This window comes from Flavobacterium sp. NRK F7, assembly GCF_024054195.1.
Taxonomy (GTDB): Bacteria; Bacteroidota; Bacteroidia; order Flavobacteriales; family Flavobacteriaceae; genus Flavobacterium.
In genome coordinates this window covers 3,408,802-3,430,777 of sequence record NZ_JAMXLB010000001.1, presented here as the reverse complement: position 1 = coordinate 3,430,777, position 21,976 = coordinate 3,408,802, and the positions used below count along the sequence as shown (strand labels likewise).

The following is a 21,976-nucleotide window of genomic DNA, read 5'->3' as shown; positions in this document are numbered from 1 at the left end:
TCCCAAGGTTTTGGTCGAAAATCACTCGAACTGACGAAAAATAGAGTTTAGAGGTAAAGTGCTTTATAGGAGGTTTTTATAATTCTATTGTATTAAAATTTGTATGGATGCAGTTATTAAAAACGTCAGTTCGAGTGTTCCGATGCTAATCGGAATGTATCGAGAACCGTTTTTAATTTTATTTTTCTTCCCAAAGTATTGGTCGAAAATCACTCGAACTGACGCAAAATAGAAGTGGTGCTTGCAACCGACCGTTTGAGTGTTCCGATGCGAATCGGAAGATTTTGAGACCCTTTTTTACTTTTAATTTTATTTATAAAGTGCTGTAAAATAGCGCTTTAACTTACTAAGATAGCCTTTTTAGGACTTATTTTTTACTAAATACCACGCTTTTTTACAATACCCCTCTAAAAATAGAGGTATAAACTCGTTTAAATCCTATTTTTTATGATGTAGTGTTGTATTTGAATGGGTTAAAACCTCATTAGAGTTCGAGCAACGCCATCTGAGTAAGTGGAAACACCATCTGAGTACGAGCAACGCCGTCTGAGTAGGTGAAAACGCCATCTGAGTAAGTGGAAAGACCATCTGAGTAGGAGCAACGCCATCTGAGTAGGTGGAAAGACCATCTGAGTAGGTGGAAAGACCATCTGAGTAGGAGCAACGCTGTCTGAGTAGGTGAAAACGCTATCTGAGTAGGTGAGTAGACCGTCTGAGTAGGAGTTAGGCTGTCTGAGTAGTAGCATTTTTAAACAGAGTAGGTTGTGGAACGTTTTTATACGGTGCTGGTCGATTCGTACTCTTTTTGCCTGTTTCTTTTTTATATAGTAAACTAAATTTCTTACTAAAATGCTTTTTTGTACGTATAAATACGTATAAAAAAGGGTGAAAAATACGTATAAATACGTATTGTGGTTAGCTGTTGAAAAAGTTATATTTGGAACTACTAAAAGTGAAACTAACCTTCGCATATACAGCCTAAAAAGGTAGAGTGGTGCTATTGAGTAGGGGGTATGTTTAAGTAACCTGCAATTTTAAAATCATCATGTCGATAAAAAAAGTTAAGTTTAATTTAAAAATATTTCAAATTGATAGGAGTCATTTTGAATTAAGAGACAAGTCTACCGAGGAAATAGTTGAGATTATTAGAGAAAATCATAAAAAACATTTATTAGCCGATGAACAAGATTTCTCAATTGTTAAACCAAAACTTGAAAAACATACTGAAGAAGATTTTACTTTCTATACATATTGTTACAATCATCCCAAAGATCAGAATTATTGGAAACTTTTTTTGCCAGATGAATTAGTTAAAGATCAAAATTTTGATTTAATCGAATTTTCTTTCGTTTTATTTATTGTTTATAAAGACAAAATATATTGTGTTTTAGGTGGTAATGGAATAAATGTTATTAAAAAATTCATTAATGATTATTTTGGTATTGATTTGTATCAACATTTTGCAAGTCCAAATGATGATATTACTATAGTTGTGAATACCAGAGGTGTTACAGGTAATTTATCACAAAGGTCTAATACGTACAATAATTCTCAATCTATAAAAGATTCATTAGTATATTCTGAAATACCAAAAAAATTAAAAATAATTATTCGAGATGAATTAATTAAGGGAATATTTAAAAAATACAAAATCGATAGCGATAATGCATTAATGGAAATTGGTTCGTACTTCAGTTTACGTAAAAAATTGAATTTTGATGAGCTAAAAGAATTAGTAAAAGATATAAATAACATAATGTCTGATAAATCAAATTATAAAAATTTGAGCTTGTTTAATAGAGTTAATTCTCAAGATTTATCAGATGATTTAGACAAAATTTTGAAATCTAAAATAATTGATGATGTAATTTTACACAATACACCTGATAGACTTTCAAGTCAAAATAAAGATATAATTGAAGTAGTAAATTCAAAAAGAATAGAAAAATTCTTTGAATGCAATCAATTCAGATTACATTTCAAAAGAAAGAAATCAGTAAATGATAAAATTATAAACGGTAGAAACGATTTATATACTCAATCAACTGAATATATCTACCAAAACACTGAAAACATCTTAGATCGATTCTCAATTGAACAAAAGCTTTATGAAATGTCAATTATAGGTATGATTGATAATAAGGAAATTACATTTGATACATTCTACAATCATATAGTAGCTGAAATTCCTTATTATAATCACAAATATTTTAGAATTGATAATCAATGGTTTTTCTTAGACGATACGTTTTTACAACAAATTCAAAATGAAGCTATAAATAATTACAAACTCTATGAATTAAAGAAAAATATATTGAAACCTTGGACAACTGGAGATGAAGATTACTACAATAATTCACACACTGATAAAAACTATTATATTTTTGATAAAAGAATTAAAGAAAATATTGAATTATGTGACATTTTATACATTGAAGATGAAAACATATATTTCATTCACGTGAAAGATGGTTTTAATACTCAAATGAGAAGTTTATCAAATCAAATTACATTATCTTCTCAAAGATTATGGAATGATTTGAACAATGTGCATGGTAGTAGCTATTTCAAAGACACTGTTGAATATTATAATAAATTCAATCCTACTAATAAGCTTGATTACAATGATGTTTATAATAAAATTTCAAATAGCGATTTAAAAATAAATTTTGTAATGGCATACCGTTATGAATCTTATAAAGGAAAAACCGCAATAGAAAAAATTGAATTGTGTCAATCTAATATTGCTAAGTTTGCCATAGTTCAAACAGTTCGTGAAATAAGAAATTACAAAAATTTTGATATTCATATTATTGACATATCACAAATAAAATAAAAACTGAAGGTAATAACAGTTTGGCAAAATTGCGGGTTCAGTGCTAAATTCAACGACAGTTTTTCAATTAAACATTCGTAATAAAGCAAGCCTTTGTGCTTCGTTTTACCGCCCGAATGCAAAGCCCGAAACCGTGGTGGATATAAAAAAATGCTATTTATGTATACTAATATAATTATTAATAACTGAGATTGTTGGCAATCATTACTACTCACAATCAGATGGTTTATTCATTAAATAAAAACTAACTAAAACTTAATAAATAAAATTTTGGAAAGCAAAGCCGAACAATATTATCCAACATATACATTTAAATCTGAACACAGAGATATTGTGTTATTAGAGTTTGAAGAAGCACAAAAAATCGCAAATACTCAAACTAAAGTGTATGGACAAGTTGCTAATATATTAATTGCTGTAACAACAATATTAATTCCACTTTTTTTTAATCAAGATACTGACGAAAAAGAAAAAACGCTCACAATTATTCAATCTAACTCCCTTGTGTTTTCATTAATTCTTATTGCATTTGGAGGTATATTATTGCGCTATTTTGTTGAGTTACAAAGACAAATTACAATCAATGCTAGAAAAGTTGTTTCACTTAGAGCTATGTTAGGCTTGGATTATGGTTCCATACACCTTACACTTCCAAATTGGAGAGTTGAAGGCGCTAATAATCCATTTGTTATTAAATATTTCAATGGTTGGTTTTGGTTTCAAACGGTTCCATTTTGGGTTTTAACGATAGGATTAAATGTAATTTGGTGGTTAGCAACTAATCAAAAAGAATCAATTTTAATTCAATATTTGCCCTTTGAAATCAAATGGTTTTATGGAAATATACTTTTGACAATTTGGTATCTTTTTATTTTTAGACATCATTTAAACGAGCAACACGAAACTAACTATTTAAATTTTATAAAATTTTTTTGTAAAATTTTCAGAATAAAATTAATGGATAATTTTGAATATATATTATATCGTGCAAAACTTTCATATATAGAGCTTGAAAGATTAAATGTAAAATACGATGTTTTAAAAAAAATACTAATTGATATTGAAGATAAAGATTTTAAAACTAACTCTGGCATATCTTTTAAATCACTTCTAAGAGGTGCTTTAAGCAGATTTAAATTTCTAAGAAATAAATCAGGTTACATAAAACATGGAGGTTCAACAATTACTATGCAACTTTCTAGGTCATTGTTTATTCCATCAAACCAAAATAAGTACCGTAGAAAAATTACTGAAATTTTTCTTTCATTATGGTTAAATAAGCAGTTCAAAAAAGATGAAATTTTAAAACTTTACATATCATCTGTAAGATTTGAACGTGGAGTTTTAGGTTTGTCTAACGCTATTAAATATTTTTTGGGTGAGCTAAAAGACAAAGAGCTAACAAAAGAAGAATCTTTTTTTCTTGTTGAAAGACTTTCAAATATTACATCAACAGTTAATTGGCAAAGAATAGACCATTTGAAAAACAGAACGAAGTTAGTAATTGATTCAGAAAAATTAACAGAAGTTTATAAAAAGCAGATTGAAAATAGAAAGCTTAAAGAATAACTGCTGATAAAAGACTTTTGGTAAGATTATTAATTTTTTTCTCCTGATAGCGCGGATTTATTATCCGTGCCCGCCCCTAAAAGGTTCATTACTTTGAGAGTTAAAAAAAATAATAAGATTAACAGAGACATCATGCCTGTATTACCAATAAGAAATTCAGCAAAACATCTAAACTAATGAACAGAATAATACTTATAGGAAATGGATTTGATTTAGCTCATGGAATGAGTACCAGTTACAATCATTTTATAAATGATTACTGGGAAAAGATAATTGAAGGAGTTAGAAATAATATTAATGGAAATATTACAACTCGAGATAGTATATTAGAAAATGATGAAATTAAAATTTCTAATATTCCAAGCCATTGGAATATTGGTCGTTGGAATGATGAGTGTACAACATTTGAAGGTTTAATTGATTTTTTAAAACATTTGAATCTAAAGTTAGAATTTAAGAATATTTTTTTAGAGATTCTAACTAGAAAAAAAAGTATACAAAACTGGGTAGATATTGAGAAAGAATACTATTATTTATTAAAAGAATCTTATAAAGATGAAAATTGCTCTTATAAGATTGATGTGTTAAATAATGATTTTGAAAGAATTAAGCAGTTGCTAGAAGATTACTTAAAAGGGATTGAAAATAATTTTCTTAATAATTTTAGTAACAGTGAAAATAGTTTAAAATTAAAAAGTAGTATTGGTAGCAAAATTTATTCAGAATTTAAATTGAAAGATTTTACAGAAAGTTCAATTAATAAAAAGGCTGAAATTGAATTTCAAAATATACAAAATGATATTAAAGGTTTGAAGGATGGTATGATTGAGGAGGCTGAATTAAATGAAGAAAGTAGAAGATTAATTTATAGAATTGGAAAAGAAAAACCTCAAAAAGAGATAAGAAAATTACTGGTTTCTGACTATGCATACAATTTTTTTAATTTGATGCCAGAGGAAATTTTGTTCTTAAATTTTAATTATACTTTTACTGAAAAATTATATTTACACCATAACGAATTTGATTATTTTGATTCAAAAAAAGCACCTAAAAAGCAAATTATTCATATTCATGGAACAACAGATAAACATGATGGAAATAATGTGATTTTTGGATTTGGAGATGAAATTGATGATGATTATAAATCTATTGAAAACTTAAACGATAATATTTATCTTGAAAATATTAAATCGATAAAGTATTTAGAGACTGATAACTATAAAAGACTATTAGAATTTTTAAACAGTGGAGATTATCAAATTTTTATTTTTGGACATTCTTGTGGTATTTCTGATAGAACTTTATTAAATACTTTATTTGAACATAAACATTGTTGTTCAGTAAAACCTTTTTATCATAAAAAAGCAGATGGAACAGATAATTACAGTGATATCGTTAGAAATATTACAAGAAATTTTAATAGTAAATCAGTTTTAAGGGATAAGGTTGTTAATAAAGAATATTGTGAACCTTTGTCTTGATTTCTATCGCCCAAGCTCCGCAAAGTCTCCTGACTTTGAGGTCTAGTTAATAGCACTTTTAGTTAATTTACTAACACAAAAAATCATTTATAAAATAGTTGAATCAATGATTTTTATACTTTAGCGCAAAGTAGGGAGTTCGAAACTTCGGGCTTTGCGCAGCTGAGGCAAAACGCTAAACTATTTTAAAATAACATATTTATCTATGAAACACTATTTGCTGATAGTAATCATTTCCATTACACTTGTAAGTTGTACAAATAACAAAACAACAAAGATTGAACGAGAAGGGGAACCAGAAATTTATGGTTTTGCTGAAAATGATGAAGAGATGAACCAAGCCATAAAAATGGCAAAAGAAACTCTAGACAAGTTTAATGAAGCATTAAAAAGTGGTAATCCAGCATTTGAGTATTTTGCTCTTAAAACAAAATTTAATACTTCAAATGGAAGTGAGCATATTTGGGTAAGTAGTATAACGCTTAAAGAGAATAAGTATTTTGGTGTCGTTGATAATTTGCCAGAATTTACTACAGATGTCAATTTAGGAGATACTATCCAAATTAAAGAAGAAGATATTAGTGATTGGATGTATATTGAGAATCAAAAATTACAGGGTGGATATACAATTAGAGTATTACGAAATAGTATGACTGAAGAGGAGAGAAAACAATTTGATGAAGAATATGGGTTACTTATTGAAGATTAAGAGGCTACTTGTATTTATAAACTATTTGTCTTAGCTTCACAAAGTTAGAAACTTTAGACGTTGCTCAGTTGTTTATAGCTATGCGAAAACAAGAAGTATAAACAAGTTGTATATCATAAAATGAAAGACGTAATTACATATAAACATCCTTGGTATGAAACTGACCAAGACTTAACAAAGCAATTAAAGATTGAAATTGCTTCTCATCACGTTTTGGCTGATAAAAAAGTAAAAACGATAGCTAGACGAGATGATAATGATGATGTGCTTTATGAAATTCTTGACAAGAACCCAACCTATGCAATTGTTCATTTAACATGGAAACAATCAAAACATACTGACACTACTTGGCCAAGAACTAGGATATTTAAAAGCTTGCAAGAAGTTCAAGAGCAAATTAATAGAGATAATCTTAATTGGGAATAAAAAATAGGGGAAGTAGACAAAGTCTGAAACTTTTGACTTTATGTTTGAAACCTGCTTAAGCACAAAGCACAAAACCTTTAGCTGTAATGTTATTTTAAAAAAACAGGAATACATGAAGTTTAGTGATTTAACATATAAAATAGTGGCATTTTCAGAAATCGAAAATTTTAATTCTGATGATTGTATTGATTGGGCTTATGAAATGTTATTGTTAGAATATCATTCTGAAAATTTATTGATTTTGGCTGGAATATCTAAACCTAGTCAATTCTTTGAAGTTAAAGAATATCTAAAAAAAACATTACAGGAATTAAATATTAAAATTTTAGGTAAAGATGATGCGATTTTAAGTTATAGTACTTATTACATAAAGAAAATAGCTGCATCCGAAAATATTGAACAAAATCTAAAATTAATTCATACTTTTTGTCAAGATAATGATAACACTACTATTGTTTTTGATTTTTCAAGGCTTTATTGGGCTTGGGACGATTTTAAAAATGGAGAAGAATATACTCATTATTGGGAAAATGCAAATAGACATACTATTCGTCAGATTATAATAGAATTTGCAAAAGATTGGTTGTCGAAAAATAAAAAAGAAATAGAACATATAACGCTATAGCCTGGATTTACTTCGTCTCTTCGGCTGAAGCCTTGGGTATAATTTGTGTTTCTACTCTTCAAAGTATAAAGTTTAGAACTTTGCGTACCTAAAGAAGTCCAAAAAACAACCCTTTATCTTATATTCTATACACTTCAACGTTTTATTTGTAAATTATGAAAATTTTATGATTTTTGATAAGAAAAGTTCTATGTTTTGGCTTAATTGTTGTGATTATTTTGTTTCATAATTAAACAAATAATTATAAACATGAGTAAAGGTTTTTATTTAAAGATGGAAGAGTATGTGCCTGCGGGTACCTTCCTAAAGGCTAGTTTTGAGCGTGATCGAGAAGAACTAGCAACGCGTTTTAGCGAATTTTCAACTACGTATCTAAATGATTTTGAAGCCCAATTGGCGAAAGTGGCGCGTTTAGAGCAATCCCTCGTAATAACCGAGGAGCAAAAAGGGGTAACGGCTAGTTTGTATACTACGTCGGACCAAATTAACAAAGACCTTAATTTTCTTTCTTTTTATTTTAAACGTGCGGCAATTAGTACGAAAAGTATTACTGCTGTAAAGCGTACTTTAATGGATAGAAACATAGAAGGCGCGATTTTAAAACTGGATGCATTGCTTCAGTTTGTGGAAAGTAAAAGAGCGGTCTTAGAAGCCAAAGGCATGAGTGCGACTTTCCCCGCTGAAATAGAAGCATTAAAAGAAGAGATAAAAATTAAAAACGGTATGCAAAACGTGGTGATGAATATCAAAAAGCAATTGCATAGCGATAACAGACAGGAATATGACGCCTTGTATGCTTACATTAGTACGATTTCCAAAGCGGGTAAGATTATGTATGATGGCTTAACGAAACGGGATGAATATGTTATAACCAGAATAACATCGAGAATGCGACGCGCAAAACGAAATACAGATACAACCAAATTAGTAAATTAAGAAAGAGGGCTTTAAAAGCCCTTTTTTTGTGGGATTTGTTGAGAGGTTTTTTCTAGGTTATTTAAAAAACAAATTTTTCGATACAAGTGCTTCAAACGAAGAAAAAAATCTTCCTCAATGTTACAAGATAAGGGTGTTGTTAAAATTGCTAAAAGTGTTGTTTTTTAACAATTTATATAGTTAAAATGTAATTTTTTAGTGAGATAAAAGGTACGAAAAAAGAGACCGATTTTTTTCATCGATTAAATGATGATTTCATCGATTATATAGATAGGTTGTTTGGAAATTGTTGTTTTTTTGCTTAAAATCTAAACTATCTATGAAAAAAATTATTTTTTCACTAGCCCTTGCTATGGCTAGTTTTTTGGCAATGGGACAAACACCTACCGTTTCTATTTCCGACCATAATGGCAATGTGGACAATGCGTTACTAGATTGTACCTATAATTTTATCCCACCTCAAAGAATTCAACTTACCGCTACGTATCCAAGTTTGCAATCGACTACCGATTATACGGCTGCCGCTGTACCCTATGGATTAATAGGAAATTTGTCTGATGGAAACCCTATTGCAATTGCGGGTGATGATGTTTGGAGTGCCACCGTGCCGATTGGGTTTACCTTTTGTTTTTATGGTAATTCCTATACGTCTTTGAATGTGTCCGATAATGGAATTGTTCGTTTTGGTTACAACCCTGCAACACCAGAAGGGTCGTTTTCCTCGATTACCAATACCACTCCGAGTCCGTCTTTAATTCGAAATGCGATTTTTGGAGGCTTTCAAGATTATATAATGGCGCCAGTTGGCTTTGGTTGTGCTACTGGTGAAGATTGCGGTTCCATAAGTTATTATACAACAGGAACCGCTCCTTTTAGACAAATGGTAGTCAACTTTAACGGGTTGAATTATTTTAATTGTTTGGGAGCCAATGCCATTAAAGCTTATTTTCAAGTGGTGTTGTTTGAAACCACCAATGCGATTGAGATTCATGTACAAGACAAACCGTTACCTTGTTTAGGAAATAGTAGTGCCAATGGAAACGGTAACTCGTTAATTGGTTTAAACAATGCCAATGGAACTTTGGGTGTGGCTGCACCTGGAAGAAATACGTCTGAATTTGCTGTGAACAATGAATCCTATGCTTTTACACCTTCAGGAGCTTCAGCAACGTCGATTGTTTGGACCAATCAATTTGGAGTGAACATTGGGAACAGTAATCCTATTGAAGTAATTCCACCACAAGCCGATACGTTTTATACCGCTACGGTTACTTATAATACCTGTATTCCAAGACAAATTCAAGGTGTTTTTACTGTTACCTATGATCCGAGTTTTCCTGCCTCACCTGATATTGTAAGAAATGTTTGCGATGCAACAGCTCCTTTTCCTAATGAGGTATATGATGTGGAAGCTTTAGTAACCCCAATGGGTACAGAAGTGATTAGTTTTCATGGTTCCCAATTGGAAGCGGACAACAATCTGAACCCGTTGGCCAACATGAATACGTACAATTTAACCACTACAGTTACCACTTTGTATTATCGTAGAACCTTAGGAACTTGTTATTCAACAGGTAGAATTACCATTAATTTATATCAAATCCCCGATCTAAATGATGTCACGTTGTACTACTGTGATGTGAATAATGATAATGTAGAGAATAATATTTATTTGCCGAGTTTAACCAATCAAATTGCAGGATATACCAGTTCTTGGATGTCGGTGCGCTATTTTCAGAATCTAGCCAATGCCACTGCAAATGTCAATCCGATTACCTATATCAACCTGACGAATCCACCTGGTTTTTATGATGTGTATGTACGGGTTTATAATACAGCTCATCCCGAATGTTTTGATATTATTACTGTACGTTTGGAGTTGTTGCCACGTTTGGTTTTAGATGTGCCTACAGTAGCGTGTATACCTGATACGAATTTCGATTTGAATGAAATTTTTGATCTTACGAGTATTCCGATTACAGCTTCGGTAGGACCAATAAATCCTTCGGATTTGCAATTAATGTATTATACGTCTTTGGCGAATGCCAATAGCCAAACCAATGCGATTGGCAATCCTAATGCCTTTAATGTGAGTATTCCACAAGGGCAAACGGAGACCACTATTTATGTGGCAGCCAATGCTTCAGGTTATTGTTTTGGAGTGATTCCAGTAACTTTAACATTCTGTATTGCTGAAGGAGGCGATGGAGGCGGTGGAGGCGGAGGCGGAAACGGCGGTTTTGGAGGTTTAGGTGCTTGTTTGGAAACTGGTGATGTGATACCTACTTTCGATTTGAATGTGGTGTATGCCAATGTGATGCAAGCCGTTCCCGTAAATCCAGTGCCAACGGCTGTTGGTTTTTACACCACTTTAGTAGGAGCGCAAACCGCAGATGCTGCTGTATTTTTAACACCAGCAGAAGTGAGTGCGTATACTCCTGTGGCTCCGTATTCGGAGATTTGGGTGCGATTTATTGATGCCAATGGAATTGTAGGAATCAAAAGAATAATTGTGCCTTTGAAATACAAAAGACATGAAATTATAGAATATGAAATTTGTGATGTTTTTAATGATGATGCGGAATTTATCGATTTAGAAAATAGTCCCGTTCCTGTTTCTTATTTGCAAGCCATACGGAATGATAATCCTGGAGAAACCGTAACTGCTTATGCTTCAATGGCTGATTATCTTACGAATTCTAATCCGATTACGACGATTACGATAAATGGACCTTTAACCACTGTGTATGTAAAAGTATCGTCTTATGGTTGTGATAGTGATTATACCTTGAATTTCAACTTGAAACCCTATGATATTAAAGCCCCAATAGTCACTCAGGTTTGTGATATTGATGCAGATGGTGTTGAGGTTTTTGATTTGACTACGTTGTTACCAACTGTAGCTGTTACGGGTTATACCACTCCTGTTTTAACCTTGCATCCCACCTTGAATGATGCGTATTTGAATACTAATGTCATTGCGAATGCCGCTACATACAATGTAACGACTACCACAACGGTTTTTGTAAGGGTAGAAGAGACAGCGGTTTTACCACCTAATACCCCTGTAGTTTGTCCGGCTATTCAGGAATTTCAATTTGGGTTTTATGATTCTGTAGATGTGAATCCCATTGGTACACAAGAATATTGCGACTTAGATGATGACAACCAAGTTATATTAGGGAATTTAAATAGTTTGGTAGGCGCTATTGTTATCGAAGATCCTTCACAGCCAATTATTAGAAGATTATATACGAGTTTGTTAGCAGCACAAACCAGTGATGCTGTTTATGAGATACTACCCGATTGGGATTTGTTTACCTATGATACGACTATCTTGGGAACTTCAGGGACGATTTATTTGCAACTGACCAATTCAGTTACAGGTTGTACGCGTATTGTGCCGATTGCCATTGAAATTCGAACGTTACCACTATCGGTGACTACTACCGTGAATCAATGTGATTTTGATAATGATAATAACGAAGCGATTGGAGATTTTCAAGTTTTTAATGCGCAAATTATTCCAGTAAATACCGTTTTATATACGTTTCAGTATTTTGAAACTCTTGTCGATGCTACGGCTGGAACTCCAGAATTGCCAGTTGGTTTTACAGTGCAAGATGGAAGTGTGGTTTATGTCCGCATTCAAAGCGGATTGAATCCGGGGTGTTCTCGTGTATTCCCAATTGAAATCGATTTTCAATCAACTCCTTTGGTAACTAGTATTAATCCGTTAGTATGTGATAATTTAGGAAATGGTTCTGAAACGATTAATTTATTCAGTTTCCAAAGCCAGTTGGTCTCCTCGATGACAGGTTTGACTTTTCAATATTATACTAGTTTAGCCAATTTACAAAACAACATTAATGTGTTGTCTAATGCGAATGTGACCAATTTTAATGCGGTTTTTAACAGTTCTAATGTGGCACAAACGGTGTATGTTAAAGTAATTGATAATACCACACAATGTTATTCGGTTGCAACCATTACACCTGAGCGTTTACCACTTATTGAGGCTTATGATGCCGTTCAATTTAGCTGTGATATTTCTACGACCAATCAATTACAAGCGATTTTTGATTTAGAAGCTTCTATACCTCGTGTAGGAACCGAAGGAATGATTAATAATCCAAGTGATTATACGATTTCTTTCCATACGAGTAATGCGAATGCAGTGAATAATGTTGCTGCGATTGTTACTACAACAAATTATACTGTAGTAGCGAATCAAACCACTGCGATATATGTTCGTTTTCAAGATAATATAACTGGATGTTTTACTATAAAAGTGCTCGAATTACAGATTTATAATTTGCCAAAATTCGTTAACAGCGTGTATGATATTTGCGATGGGAATTTAGATGGAATTTATGTTTTAGACTTGGCAGAATTGAATGGTACAGTAGTAGAAGACCCAACGCCATTTACATTTCAATATTTTAATTCCGAAGCGGATGGATTGGCTGGGATAAATCCAATAACCAATACGACCAACTATACGATTCCTTTGGTAGACTTTCCTAAAACCATTTATGTAAAAGGAACTAATATAAATAATTGTAGTAAAGTAAAAGCGGTGATTATAGGTTTAGTTCCTGATGTACCGATGTTAACCAATGCCGTTACGCTTACCGAATGTGATCCTGACAATGATGGTGTAGCTTTTTTTGATTTAACCGATGCAACGAGTTTAATTACCAATGCTACCGGAGTGAGTTTTACTTATTTTACGACTTTGGTAGATATGCAGAATAATACCAATGCATTGACAAATCCAACTAATTATCAAAATGCAACACCTAATCCGAGTGTGGTTTATGTACGATTGAGTCGAACCAATAATTGTGATACGTATGCTACCCTAACGTTAAATCCTTTTTATGAAGCGTATGATTTTCCAGCCTCAACCCAATTTTGTGATAACAATGCGGATGGAACAGAAACGATAGACTTAGGAGCAACAGTTTATGGTATTTTAAATATGTATGCGCCAGCTTCATTGAATTTGCAATTTTATACTTCTTATGCTGATGCAGTAGCCAATACGAATAGTATTCCTTCTGTTTATACATTTACTAATTTTACGACTCCTATTTTTGTAACCATATCTAATGTAGCTACAAGTTGTCCGATTATCAAGCAATTGGAATATGCTTTTTATGCTCCAATTGTATTAACTCCACATACGGTTCAGCTTTGTGATCTTGACCGAAATTCTACAGAAATTATTAATTTGTCTGCTTATTTTTCGAATTTACATGCAAATGCATCCAATTATACAATCACTTCTTATCTTACACAAAATGGTGCTGAAAATGAAGTGGCTGGGGAACTAGTTTCGAATACCAATTATTTGCAAACGGTTGCTAACCAAATCTACTGGATTCGTTTTGAAGATGTAGCAGGTTGTTATTCGGTTACTACAATAGCTATAGAAATTGTACCGTATCCTAATCCGTTGACACAACCTTTAAAAATAGAATTATGTGATACCAATGGGGATCATGATTTAATGGAGACTTTTGATATCACTCAAAATGAAACCTATATTAGAAATGGAAATACTACTTGGAACATAACCTATTATGAAACACAGCAAGATGCAGAATTAGCATTGAATCCAATAGCTAATCCAGTAGCTTATTCTTCAACAACAACCAGTGTTTGGATACGAGTGGTAACCACACCCGTTAGTACTTTAACGAGTTGTGCCGTACTTATTGAGCAAGAGTTAGAAGTGATTCCGTTACCTACGCCAAGAACAGATCCTCCTAAAATTCTTTTGTGTGATGACAATGTAACAGGTGATTTACAAGAATCTTTTGATTTGAGTACTAATATAGATTATATTCGAAATGGAGACGTAACGGCATTGGTTTCCTATCATACTTCTTTGAATGAAGCACAGTTAGGAATAAATCCGATTACTTCAGTGACGAATTATTTTTCTGGAACAACCAGTATTTGGATAAGAGTACAATCTGATGTAGCTACTACTTTACAAAATTGTGCTATAGTAGTAGAGCAAGAAATAGAGGTAGTAGCGAAGCCAACTAATTTGGTTACCAATTTGCCTGCTTTAATTGCCTGCGATGATATCAATTCAGGGAACTTGACAGAAATTTTTGATTTGAGCTTAAATACAGGCATGATGTTGAATGGGAATGCCTATCAAGTGAGTTATCATGAGTCGGCTATTGATGCACAAACAGGACTAAATCCTATTTTAAATTTTACAAATTATGAAACTGGAAGTACAACTGTTTATCTAAGAATCATTACTTTACCTGTAAGTGTTTTATCTACTTGTGCAGTAATAGTTTCTCAAGCCATTATAGTGAATCCATTGCCTAATGTAACAACTGTGACACCTTATTTAAGCTGTATCATCAATACTTCTGGAGAAGCACAATTTGATTTGGAAACGAAGACCGCTGAAGTTTTAAATGGACAAAACCCGAATCAGTTTTTGGTTAGCTATCATTTGACAGAAAATGAAGCCAAACTAAGAACGAATCCCATCAATTCTCCTTATGTAAGTGTTTCTACTACCATTTGGGCAAGTATTTTGAATACTCAAACCAATTGTATTGCCACGGTTTCTATTGCATTGGTAACTGAAAATGCTGTTTTTGCAGTTGCACCAAGTTCCATGTCGATTTGTGATGAAGATGGTGTAAATGACGGTTTTCATGTGTTCGATTTTAATCCTTTGATACCAAATATTTTAGGCTCTCAAAATGGGAATTCTGATATATCCATTCATTTTTATGCATCTGAAATGGATCTTTGGTCAGATCAGCCCATCGCTGATATTTCAAACTATACTAATGTAAGTAGTCCGCAAACTATTTATGTAAAAGTCGTAGATGAATCTACTCAGAACAAATGTATGGCGACTACTAGTTTTGACATTACTGTTCCAATGTTACCTAATCCAACGCCACAAGATGGATTTATTTGTACGGATCCACTAAACAATCAATTACTCGCTACTTTTACTATCGATTCTGGATTAGATAGTAATGCCTATACCTTTCAATGGTATCTAGGGAGTACCTTACTTCCTAATGCAACTGGAGCTACTTTAGAAGTCTCACAAGGCGGAAATTATTTTGTAGTGGCTACAGATGTTGTTACAGGTTGCGTTTCAGAGCCAGCCGGAAGTACGGTTATTGTATCCCAACCTGCAGCAGCATCTGTTAAAGTAGAGTACTCTTTCGAGGATACTATTCGCATTATTGTTACTACAATTGGTAATGGAACTTATGCATATCAATTGAATAATGAACCTGTTCAAACTTCAACTATTTTTCAAAATGTAACTGCTGGAATGTATACTATTACGGTTTATGATACTAATGGTTGTGAGCCAGTAACTTTAGAAGCCATTGTATTGGATTACGATAAATTTTTTACTCCAAATGGGGATGGTTATAATGATACGTGGCACATTAGAGGTATACAAAATCAACCGAATGCAAAAGTATATATATATGATCGATATGGTAAATTTTTAAAAGAATTAGTGCCGGATAAAGAAGGTTGGGATGGTACCTATAATGGATATGATTTGCCTTCTACCGATTATTGGTTTACAGTTTATTACAGAGAAAATAATACAGACAAAGAATTTAAGTCACATTTTAGTATGAAACGATAATTTTAATTTTAAACAAGCAAACATGAAAACAAATTACAATCTATTCATGCTTACGTTGTATGTAAGTATGCTAATGATAAGTGGTGTGTATGCACAAGGTACTGGGAATAATGAGCCTAGATTCGCCACTTATCATACGGGCCAAGCCTTCACATCGATTACGTCCGATGCGAATAAAAATATTTGGGCTGGAACAACGAGTCAAGGTCTTTTCTTTATGGATCAGACGCAACAAACGCCTACTTTTAGTGTACAAGCTTTAGGAACGACTCCAGCAATTGGAAGTACAAGAATGACTTCAATGGCAAAAGATCAATCAGGTAACATTTGGATTGCTCATGAAGGAATTAATACTACTGGAGGTCAAGGCGGCATTGAAAAAATTAATGTAAATACTTTAGCCGTGCAACATTTTGGTCCAGGTATCAATGCTAGAGGTTTTACGGTTTATTCAGAAGGGGAAGGTCTTCCTACAAGAAGAGTACAGCAAATAGTTGTTGACCCATATAATAAGGTATGGGCAGCCCATCGCTACCATGATGTTACAAGTTCTCCTGACTATATTGTTACTCCAGGTTCAATTTGTTCGAGAATGGCAGATGCTAGTGGTCCCTTTGAGAATTATAGTACTTGGAACGATTGGCAGAATAGAACTACAACGGGTATTATGTTGGAAAGATTACCTTATCCTGCTTATACTTATAATCCTCCAGTTAGTGTTTCTCCAGATAGCAGAACGGTAAATGCAATTTCAGTGGATAGTAGTTTTATTTATATTAGTGTATATGGGTATAATGATTCTAATGGTGTTTTTAACTCATCAGGGAATGTAGTGCCTACAACCTATCTAAAACCTCGAATTATAAAATATACTAATGAAGCAGTACCACAATATGTAAGAGAGTATACCACTCAAGACGCTAGATTTGTATCTCAGAATGGAATATTTAATGGTGTCTATGCAAATGACAAAGGGGTTTGGGTAACAACTCCTATAGCAGGAAATGGGTTTTCAGTTTTAAAAAATGGTGTATGGAAAAACATTACAGATAGTAGTATTCTTCCTCCAGGAACTTCATTTAATAGAGCTGCAATTTGGGGAGATTCTGATGGTAGAGTGTATTTAGGTACAAACAAAGGTTTAATAGTTTATGATGGTGTAAGTGATGTTTTTTCTCATAATGCCTATACTCTTTTTTCTAAAACATTTTACGATTCTTATCGATGTGTTCATGATCCAGATATGTTATCTAATACTATCATTGCTGGTTGTGTTGAAAGTGAAGAGTCTAAAAGTTATTCTTGGATTGCAACTCCAGATGGGATTATGAGATGTAATCTTCCTTTAGGAGATTTTTTTGTATATCATGTAGAAGACAAGGAGCAACCTTTCAAAGAAAAAATAAATGGAAATGATAATTATACTAAGTTTGCCATATTAAAATCAACTTCGTTGAGCTATGTGCCAACAAGTGACGGAATTCCGTCATTTGCTGCAGATGGTACAACTTCATCGGTGTTACGTTTAAAAACGGACGATCCAGGAGGTTATTATGCTTCCAACTCATTGTATAGAATTGAACTTAGAAAAAATACTTCTGATGTTTTGCCAGGAGATCCTAATAGTCCAGAGTACATAGCAAGATATGGAAAATTTATGCTTAAACCAATTGAAGATTATGAAGGGCAACCAAATGTTCAAGATTTAGATTATGTAGATTTTATTTTTCAACATCCTACTCATATTCAAGGCAATGATTTTGAACCAAATAAGCATTATACCAAATATGATGTTTTTGTTTTTAAGCAACTCCCTCAACAAACGGATGAATTAATTTTCAGGCATCCGATTAAATTTTCTTTGCCTCCCGTTTTATTTGGACATGGAGTATGGTCTGATGTAAATATTTTACAAAGAATAAAAGAATTTTTTATGAATAAAGGCTATTCGGAAAATGAAATTTCCTTAGCTTGGCGATTAGACAAAGAAGTTGCAGAAAATCATTTTTACAGAGATGCTCATATCATACCCACGTATATTAAATCTTTAATAAAAACATCTTTAGATTCAAAAGTTTCTGCTGGTAAAGTAAATGTGATTGTTCATAGTAGAGGAGGATTATATACAAGAGCTTATATTGAAGAAATTAAACCTGATATAGAATATAATAATGATATAAATGCTTTAGTTACTTTAAATACGCCACATTTTGGTGCGCATGGAGCCAATGGTGCACTTGATGAAAGGGTTATTCTAACAGGATTACAAAAAACATCTTTAATTTCAAGTGTATTGCCTCAACCTTTAGCAAGCTTAAATTTAGCGAATGAGATTTTGTATGGTCCTTCTGATCCAGTGAAAATTAAGGACCTTTTTAGTGGTACAATACCTGAAGCTGATAAGGTGAATAGTTATGGAGCAAAAAATTTAATTGTAGAACACGATTATATTTCTGGAGGTATTAATGCAAGTACTTGGTTTGTGCCAAAATTAAATAGTCTTCCTTATCGTCAAAAAATGAATGGAATTCCCTTTCATGCAGTGGCAACAACTTTTAGTTTTTGTGTTCAAAGACCAGACTTGTGTAATTTAAACTTCGATTCCAACACCTTTTTTGTCATCCCTAAAAGAACCTTGCAAACGTATATTTTGGCAAAATCTATAGAATATATTGGTAGTCAGGCATTCCAAAGTATTGATGACTTTACTACATATTTATACGGAGGCCCGAATGACTTTGTAGTTCCAAGACCAAGTATGAGGGCTAATCTAGATGATCAATTTGTTAGTGCTTTTCCAGGTTATAATATTGCTCATTCCACTTTGGAAGAAAAATTAGAAAACCCTGAAAATGTTGTTATTTTTAGTAGCGCAGTGCACAGTGAAGTTTTTGAAAAATTAAAGCAAAATTTTGATGATTCTAATTCAAATTTTACTAAACAAGGTATACCTAGTTATCAAGGGTTAAATTATACTTTTTTAGCAGGTTTTCAAGGACAAACGAATAGACAGTCTGAAAATCTTACAAATAATTCCAAAATAGTGATACATCCTAATTCTTTTTCATCAGCATTATTGTCAGGAACAACTGTAACATTTGATGTTTATCAGGAGGATATTGATAATATTATCATGGAAATCAATAGTAAAAAGAAATCTGACATCTCCTTTTTCTTACAAAAAAATGACAACTTGTTATTTCAAAACACTTTTACTTTTGAAATTCCAACAGATTTAGATGGAGAAATTGAGATTATTGCTTATGGATTTAAAGAAGGAGCAATGACTGCTATTCATAAACTTGAAAAAGTAGTAGATCTACCTTCTAATATTACTCTTCAATCCATACGTTTTGAAAACCCAGTAATTGAGATTTCTGAAAGAAACCAACATCGTTTTAAGTTATTAGGGATGTTTAGTGATACTGTTGAAAGAGAAATTAATGACTTAACTGGTGTAAATTATGTTATTGAATATCCAATGATTATTTCTCAACCCGATTTGTTTAATATAGCAACAAATATTCCGGGTCAATCGAAATTGACTGCTACTATTGGAACTTTAACTGCTAGTACAGAATATGTAGTTTTAGAAGATGTAGCTTTAAATCAAACTATTATTGCAGATTATTATGCAGATTTCGAATTAACCGGACCAATAGAATTAAAATGGAAATCGTTACTTGAATTTAATTCGAGTGAATTTATTTTAGAAAGCAGCATTGACAATAGTAATTTTACTCAGATTAACCAGCAAAATGCTTTAGGAACAAGTTATAATATGGTTAATTATAATTATATTGATAATACTACAGAAAATATTGTTTATTACAGATTAAAAGCTTTTGATATATTTAATAATGTTGTGTTTGAAGAAACTATAATGGTTGATAGAAATAGTTTGTCACATCAAGATTTTAGCTTATCAAAGGGATTTTTAATTTATCCAAATCCTTTGAATAGTAGCGTTTTTTCAGTAAAACTGAATGCTGCTAGTGATTCTTGTGATTTAAAATTATATGATATTGCTGGAAACTTAATTTTTGAGAAAAAGAATTTAATTACTAATGGGCTAAATGATTTTAAGATAGAACTACCAAATCAATTAAGTGAGGGTATTTACATGGTTCAAATTAAAACAGAGACATTTGTTAAAACGGAAAAACTAATTATTCAAAAATAAAGTATTAGTACTTTTAAAACTAAAACCACATTCTTCCGAATGTGGTTTTTTTATTTATCTTTTTTATGAATCAGAAATAATTTTATTACTTATTTTGTTTTAGCTATATTTCGTATCATACCACCAAAAATAAAAAAGTGGAAAGGGATTAAGATGTACCAATACAATCTGCCTAACCAACCTTTAGGCCTGAAGGTTGCAATTTGATGCAAGATGTTTTCTTCGTCAATGCGAAATTCTAACCAAGCTTCTCCAGGTAAACGCATTTCAGCAAATAATAGCAGTCTCTTTTTTTCTCTGTCAGCCAATAAAACTCTCCAAAAGTCTAATGAATCACCATTATCTATATGTGTAGGATGGGTGCGACCTCTTCGTAAACCAACACCTCCAACTAGTTTGTCCAAAAAACCTCTTATTTTCCACATCCAATTACCATAATACCAACCTTTTGAACCGCCAATTGACCAAATGTTATCTAATGTTTTTTCAATGTTATTTACAGGAATAGTTTGATGATCTGTTAAACAACCGTATTTTGGTATTTGAATGAATTCCGTTAAGTTTTTTCGAAAACGACCACTTACTAAACTGTCTTTCCAACTCGAAATGACTAAGTTTTGTTCAATTTTTAAAAAAGCCAATTCAATTGCTTCAACATAACTAATCGGATGAATATTTAATAATTCTTGTAAGTTATTGGCTTTTGCAATAACTTCAATTTTCATACTGTCTACTAAATTCATTGCTAATTTATAAGAAGTTGAGGTTACAAAATACAACCAATAGGAAGACAATTTTGGCGTCATTACAGGAACAGTAACAATCCAGTTTTTAAAGCCTCTAGTTTTGGCATACAACTGAAGCATTTGTTTATAAGATAATACATCTGGTCCTGCAATATCAAATGATTTATTATAACATTCGTCATGAAATAACACTCCAATTAAATATTGAATAACGTTGCGAATGGCAATTGGTTGGGTTTTCGTTAAAACCCACTTAGGTGTAATCATAAAAGGAAGTTTTTCACATAAATCGCGAATAATCTCAAACGAAGAACTTCCTGAACCAACAATGATTCCCGCTCTTAAAACCGTTAATTTATAATCTCCTTGATATAAAATCTCTTCTACATTTTTTCGAGATTGCAAGTGTTTGGATAAATGATTGTCGTTTACAATGCCACTCAGATAAATAACCTGTTGCGGTTGCATGTGTAACATATAAGTGTTAAAGTTTTCTGCTGTTTTTGATTCCATTTCATCAAAAGCAGTTGTTGAAGAAGTCATGGAATGTATGAGGTAATAGGCAACATCTATATTTTGAGGTAGGTTATCTAGATTCGGTTTTAGTAGAAAGTCTACCTCCCAAATATGAATAAGTTTAAGGGTCTCTTCATCGATACCTAAACGATTTTTGTCTCTTACACAACAAATTACTTCATGACCATTGGCTAGAAGTTCAGGTAATAGACGTCTTCCTACATAACCATTGGCTCCAGTAAGTAGAATTCTCATAAATTGATTTTTCTTTAAAGTTACTAAG

At 32.2% G+C, this 21,976-nt stretch carries 10 protein-coding genes; 9 read left to right on the top strand and 1 reads right to left on the bottom strand.

What is annotated here, in order from left to right; translation table 11 throughout:
• Positions 1 to 1,045: 1,045 nt before the first annotated feature.
• The 9 genes from NHF47_RS15585 to NHF47_RS15545 all read left to right on the top strand — a co-directional run bounded on the left by NHF47_RS15585 (position 1,046) and on the right by NHF47_RS15545 (position 20,431).
• Complete coding sequence (locus tag NHF47_RS15585; RefSeq protein ID WP_252765810.1) at positions 1,046 to 2,836, top strand: DUF6119 family protein; 1,791 nt, start codon at positions 1,046 to 1,048, stop codon at positions 2,834 to 2,836.
• A 270-nt stretch (positions 2,837 to 3,106) separates the two neighbouring features.
• Positions 3,107 to 4,405, top strand: coding sequence for a biosynthetic peptidoglycan transglycosylase (locus NHF47_RS15580; protein WP_252765809.1), 1,299 nt, complete (start codon positions 3,107 to 3,109; stop codon positions 4,403 to 4,405).
• 176 nt (positions 4,406 to 4,581) lie between these two features.
• Positions 4,582 to 5,886, top strand: a complete 1,305-nt coding sequence (locus tag NHF47_RS15575; protein ID WP_252765808.1) for an AbiH family protein — start codon at positions 4,582 to 4,584, stop codon at positions 5,884 to 5,886.
• Positions 5,887 to 6,091: 205 nt separating this feature from the next.
• Positions 6,092 to 6,595, top strand: coding sequence for a YegJ family protein (locus tag NHF47_RS15570; RefSeq protein WP_252765807.1), 504 nt, complete (start codon positions 6,092 to 6,094; stop codon positions 6,593 to 6,595).
• 120 nt (positions 6,596 to 6,715) lie between these two features.
• A complete protein-coding gene (locus NHF47_RS15565; RefSeq protein WP_252765806.1) occupies positions 6,716 to 7,021 on the top strand; it encodes a hypothetical protein in 306 nt (101 codons plus the stop codon).
• 112 nt (positions 7,022 to 7,133) lie between these two features.
• On the top strand, positions 7,134 to 7,646 hold the full coding sequence (locus NHF47_RS15560) for a hypothetical protein (protein ID WP_252765805.1): 513 nt from the start codon (positions 7,134 to 7,136) through the stop codon (positions 7,644 to 7,646).
• Positions 7,647 to 7,931: 285 nt separating this feature from the next.
• Positions 7,932 to 8,582: a hypothetical protein gene (locus NHF47_RS15555; RefSeq protein ID WP_252765804.1), complete on the top strand. Its 651-nt coding sequence runs from the start codon at positions 7,932 to 7,934 to the stop codon at positions 8,580 to 8,582.
• Between the two features lie 319 nt (positions 8,583 to 8,901).
• Positions 8,902 to 16,248 (top strand): T9SS type B sorting domain-containing protein, encoded by a 7,347-nt coding sequence (locus tag NHF47_RS15550; RefSeq protein ID WP_252765803.1) that lies wholly within the window; start codon positions 8,902 to 8,904, stop codon positions 16,246 to 16,248.
• A 22-nt stretch (positions 16,249 to 16,270) separates the two neighbouring features.
• Entirely contained in the window at positions 16,271 to 20,431 is a 4,161-nt protein-coding gene (locus NHF47_RS15545) for a T9SS type A sorting domain-containing protein (RefSeq protein WP_252765802.1), read from the top strand.
• A gap of 89 nt (positions 20,432 to 20,520) precedes the next feature.
• Here the strand turns inward: NHF47_RS15545 and NHF47_RS15540 are convergent, their stop codons facing one another.
• Entirely contained in the window at positions 20,521 to 21,948 is a 1,428-nt protein-coding gene (locus NHF47_RS15540) for an SDR family oxidoreductase (protein ID WP_252765801.1), read from the bottom strand.
• Positions 21,949 to 21,976 lie beyond the last annotated feature (28 nt).

Coding starts and splice junctions, on each gene's coding strand:
- NHF47_RS15545 (WP_252765802.1), top strand. CDS start 16,271: ATGAAAACAAATTACAATCTATTCATGCTTACGTTGTATGTAAGTATG.
- NHF47_RS15575 (WP_252765808.1), top strand. CDS start 4,582: ATGAACAGAATAATACTTATAGGAAATGGATTTGATTTAGCTCATGGA.
- NHF47_RS15550 (WP_252765803.1), top strand. CDS start 8,902: ATGAAAAAAATTATTTTTTCACTAGCCCTTGCTATGGCTAGTTTTTTG.
- NHF47_RS15565 (WP_252765806.1), top strand. CDS start 6,716: ATGAAAGACGTAATTACATATAAACATCCTTGGTATGAAACTGACCAA.
- NHF47_RS15560 (WP_252765805.1), top strand. CDS start 7,134: ATGAAGTTTAGTGATTTAACATATAAAATAGTGGCATTTTCAGAAATC.
- NHF47_RS15585 (WP_252765810.1), top strand. CDS start 1,046: ATGTCGATAAAAAAAGTTAAGTTTAATTTAAAAATATTTCAAATTGAT.
- NHF47_RS15570 (WP_252765807.1), top strand. CDS start 6,092: ATGAAACACTATTTGCTGATAGTAATCATTTCCATTACACTTGTAAGT.
- NHF47_RS15540 (WP_252765801.1), bottom strand. CDS start 21,948: ATGAGAATTCTACTTACTGGAGCCAATGGTTATGTAGGAAGACGTCTA.